A 4,133-nucleotide genomic window follows, 5' to 3' on the forward strand; every position below is an offset into this window, starting at 1 on the left:
ATGATTACCAAGACTGAAGCGATCGATCTAGTGGATGACATCTTCGAAGAGCAGGCCCTGGCGCTGGGCGGGATGGTCGCCGTGGACAGGGTGGAGGACTCATTCGTCTGGCAGATGGTTAAGACCTTCGATCTGATCCGGCGGAAGATCCTGCGTCGGCTGGATACGGAACATCCGGACGAGACTGACGATATCCCACAGCCTATACAGCCCCACCCAGCCATTGAGGATTTCCTCCTCTCTCTGAGGAGATCGTAGGGCGTGCGCGAGAGAACAGCGGTTGAGCTTAGGCGGCACTACAAGGGCCTTCCCGGCGAGGGAAATGGCGAGTGCGCCAAGGCGATCGCATCTCTCATTGCAAAGATCCTGAATCACAAAACCCGAAGCAAAGATGCTGCCCCGGAAGATCACGGTTCGAAGGCTGGAGGCGGTGGCGATGAAAGCCGATCGTGACCGCGCTTATCAGATAGAGGCCCTGAAGGGAGAGCTGATGGAAATAGCCGAGTCTCGCTTAGTGGCTGCAGAGAATCATGATGCCTTCCTGCGAATCATCGATCTCCTGCATCAATCCCAACGGCGAAAGATCGGCGAGGAGATCCTACTGGGCCATCTCACTGCTGAAGAAGGCAGGTCCAGGGCTTCGGATCTAGAAATAGCCATCAGAGGCCGGCGAGATCAGGCCATCGAGGCCGATGATGAGCTGATTGTGTATCTGAATCATAGGACCTACAGAATCCGCGAACGCCTGAGAGAGGTTCGGGAGGAACAGAATGAACAAGTTGCAGTTGGCACCTGTTGAGACGGGTCCCGAGCCCGGCAAGGAACAGCATGATCAAGGGATAGAGAAAGATACCTTTCATCTCAGCGATGTGGGAAACGCCCAGCGGCTGGTCGGCTTATATGGTGATGTCGTCCGCTATTTATATACCTGGCAGTGTTGGTTCATCTGGGATGGCGTGAGGTGGTTGAGGGATGAGTCTGGAGAGATTCTCCGTTATGCAAAGGAAACGATCCGATGTCTATATAAAGACGCCTCTTGCCTGACCAACGAATATGACAGGCTGAATCTCGCCAAACATGCGCTTCGATCCGAAAATGAAGGTCGTCTTAGAGCCATGGTAAATTTGGCACAATCCGAACCGGGTATTCCAGTCACGCCTGATGAGTTGGATGCCGATCCGTATGTGTTGAACTGCTCAAATGGTCAGTTGAGTTTAAAGACTGGCAACTTCAAGGGGCATATGGAAGCCGACCATCGATCGAGTCTGTGTACAAAGCTTGTCCCGGTGATATTTGATCCAACCGCTACATGTCCGACCTGGGACAGGTTTCTATTACAGATAATGGGTGGAATTGAAGCATTAGTTCGATACCTGCAACGTGCTGTCGGGTATGGGTTGACGGGCAATACATCAGAACAATGTCTTATTCTGCTATATGGCTTGGGTGCGAATGGTAAATCAACCTTCCTAAACATAATAATCAAGATGCTGGGCGACTATGCTGCGCAGACACCAGCTGAGACATTGCTGGCTAAAAGAGGTGAGTCCATCCCCAATGATTTGGCCAGGCTGAAAGGATCTCGGTTTGTCGTTGCGACAGAGATCTCCCAGGGCCGGAAGCTCAATGAAGCCCTGGTTAAGCAGGCGACAGGTGAAGACCGCATCTGTGCAAGATTCATGAGAGCTGAATGGTTTGAGTACCAACCCCAATTCAAACTCTTCATCGGTACGAATCATAAACCCATTATCCGGGGCTCAGATTATGCCATCTGGCGACGAATGAGGCTCGTTCCATTTACGGTGACAATCCCGCCTGAGGATCAAGATAAGGACCTATTTCGGAAGCTCCTCATCGAGTTGCCGGGCATTCTCAATTGGGCACTTAAGGGATGCATTGAATGGCAGAGGGATGGGCTTCAAGAACCTCCCGAGGTTATTACTGCGACGGAAGGATATAGGGAGGAGATGGATCAACTATCAGGCTTCATCGCAGACCGGTGCCTGGAGGGTGACCGGGAGCATGTCACAGCGAGGGAGCTGTATTCCTCATATAGGGAGTGGTGTGAGGAGAATGGGGAGAATCCGATTACGCAGAAGATGCTTGGTTTGGTATTGAAGGATCGCGGCTTGAAGAGCAAAAGATCCGGCCCGAAAGGGAGCAATGAATGGTGGGGAATATCAATTAATGAAATCTACTGAAGTGTTTGAACCGTTTGAAGTGAAAATCCCTATAACTCTCACGAGAGAAAATATAGCTGTTCATCCGGAAACTCACTTCAAACACTTCAAATGGTTCAGTAAACGACCAACCCCCGGAGGTGAATCCAGGGGTGATCAGGGGCGAGAGCGTTTATATCAGGCGATGCCCTTCTCAATGATGTCCTTAATGGTATCCAGATCCCCCCGGGCCGCGGCGACGACCACGCCCTTCACAAACTGGGTGGCCTTACCAGATCCGGTTGCCTTGTGGATAAGATCCCGTTCGGCGCGGGTCAACCTGAATGCGAACACGACGAGTGGTTCGGTGACGTTCGGCTTCGGGGCGGGTTCGGGAGCGGGAGCGGGTGCCGTTGTGATTGGGTCCGGCGTGATGGTCTCGGCCGTCTTGGGGGCCGTCGTCTTCTGCTCTGCCTTGGCCTTCTTCGAGTCCTTCTTGGTGGCTGGTTTTGTCTGCTTCTTAGCCATGGTCGATTCTCCTTTTGGTTATTGGTTTGTCCTGGTCTTCTTGTCCAGCGCCGGTTTAATGCCTGCCTCGCCGTTGTCGCAGGAGAGCAGCTGTTCAATTTCTGTGGCCCAGTGCAAGAAGTCGTATTTCCCACCGGCGATCGTGTTGTCCGATATCTCAGCAGCCTCGCGCATGAGCCCAGCAGCCTTGGCGAGCAGGTCGGCGGCTTGTTTGGCTTTCTTCGTGGCCTTCGGGTTCGTCCGGTTCATTTTCCCCCTCCTTATGGGCCAGGCCCCATCGCCCGGCGCATTGGTAACAACGCTTCCAACCTCGGAGAAGTCAAGTTAGGGGTGCAACAAAAATGACAAGAAACAAAAGATTAACGCTGTGGTCCTCGCTGCCCCCTTACTTGGGTGGAAAGCGTCGCCTTTGTCCCCTGATCTTCCGTGAAGTGGACCGAATCCTGCCACGAAAGCTGTGGCCGGGGCTTACATTTCTCGACGGCTTTCTTGGGGGCGGGTCGGTATCGCTCTACGCCAAAGCCCAGGGTTTCAGGGTCATTTCGGTGGATATCGCCGAGCGGTCCATCGTGGTCGGTCACGCACTGATACAAAACAGCTCGGTTCGGCTCAGGCGGGAAGACATTTTGCGGGTGGCGGCCGACAAGTACGAGCCACCGGCTCAGGTTGAACAAAACTACGCGCCACAGGCGTTCACGCGGGCACAGGCGCGACTTCTCGACCGGATCCTAACCATGGCCGGGGAGGCGCAAGATATGGCGCGACAGGGGCTCCTAAGGCTCCTAGCGGTGCGTGTGGCGCTGCTAGCTCATCCTATGTCAAGTGTGCGAACCGGCACCATTCACCGGCTATCCAGCGGCGAATATGAAAACATCACGCCGAGCTGCCTCAAGGGATATGTTGAAGGACTACGCCTGAACCGTCCTGACCGGCTCTGGAAAGTAGCGATGCAAATCAATGCCGGGGTGTTCCAGGGCGAGGCTCAGGTCCTGAAAGCAGACATTGTCAAACTTCTCCCCACGATCGAGGCCGACATTGCCTACTTCGACCCGCCCTATCCCGGCGTCACCAGCTACGAGAAGGAATACAAGATCATCGATGAGATCCTGGAGGGTACGGCGCTGCCGGTGAGCCCGTTCAGCGCCAAGGACGGGGCCTCGATGATCGACGGTTTGTTCAAGCAGGCTGCCCATATACCGGTCTGGATTTTGAGCCTGGGGAATGCCGAGGTGACGCTGGGCGAGCTGGAGCAAAAGATGCGCGGCTATGGCCGGGAGGTCCGGGCCACCGAGATCCGGTACATGCACAAACCCTCCCAGTCCAGCGAGGAGAAGAGGCAGCAGAACCGTGAGTTTATCCTGGTCGGTTGGGATTCGGATGCAGAGCTGATCCGTGACCGCGCGATGGTAACCATGAACGCAGGAGGCAAGTGATGGCCAAGAAGAA

Annotated in this window: 7 protein-coding genes; 5 read left to right on the forward strand and 2 right to left on the reverse strand. The window is 54.5% G+C overall.

What is annotated here, in order from left to right; all coding sequences use genetic code 11:
- From KJ970_09950 to KJ970_09965, 4 genes are all read left to right on the forward strand, one after another.
- Positions 1-258: hypothetical protein (locus tag KJ970_09950; GenBank protein MBU2691241.1), on the forward strand; the 258-nt coding region annotated here is incomplete at its 5' end.
- Between the two features lie 3 nt (positions 259-261).
- Complete coding sequence (locus KJ970_09955) at positions 262-453, forward strand: hypothetical protein (GenBank protein ID MBU2691242.1); 192 nt, start codon at positions 262-264, stop codon at positions 451-453.
- On the forward strand, positions 437-799 hold the full coding sequence (locus tag KJ970_09960) for a hypothetical protein (protein MBU2691243.1): 363 nt from the start codon (positions 437-439) through the stop codon (positions 797-799). Before KJ970_09955 ends, KJ970_09960 begins: the two co-directional genes overlap by 17 nt.
- Positions 771-2,201: a hypothetical protein gene (locus KJ970_09965; GenBank protein ID MBU2691244.1), complete on the forward strand. Its 1,431-nt coding sequence runs from the start codon at positions 771-773 to the stop codon at positions 2,199-2,201. The genes KJ970_09960 and KJ970_09965 overlap by 29 nt, the downstream gene beginning before the upstream one ends.
- Before the next feature lie 156 nt (positions 2,202-2,357).
- Here KJ970_09965 and KJ970_09970 read toward each other — a convergent pair whose 3' ends face one another.
- Both KJ970_09970 and KJ970_09975 read right to left on the reverse strand, forming a co-directional pair.
- Positions 2,358-2,687, reverse strand: a complete 330-nt coding sequence (locus tag KJ970_09970; GenBank protein MBU2691245.1) for a hypothetical protein — start codon at positions 2,685-2,687, stop codon at positions 2,358-2,360.
- An 18-nt stretch (positions 2,688-2,705) separates the two neighbouring features.
- Positions 2,706-2,936 (reverse strand): hypothetical protein, encoded by a 231-nt coding sequence (locus KJ970_09975; GenBank protein MBU2691246.1) that lies wholly within the window; start codon positions 2,934-2,936, stop codon positions 2,706-2,708.
- A 92-nt stretch (positions 2,937-3,028) separates the two neighbouring features.
- On the opposite strand from KJ970_09975, the gene KJ970_09980 reads away from it, so the two are divergent.
- Entirely contained in the window at positions 3,029-4,120 is a 1,092-nt protein-coding gene (locus KJ970_09980; protein ID MBU2691247.1) for a DNA adenine methylase, read from the forward strand.
- Positions 4,121-4,133 lie beyond the last annotated feature (13 nt).

The organism is Candidatus Eisenbacteria bacterium (assembly GCA_018831195.1).
Classification (GTDB): domain Bacteria; phylum Eisenbacteria; class RBG-16-71-46; order CAIMUX01; family JAHJDP01; genus JAHJDP01.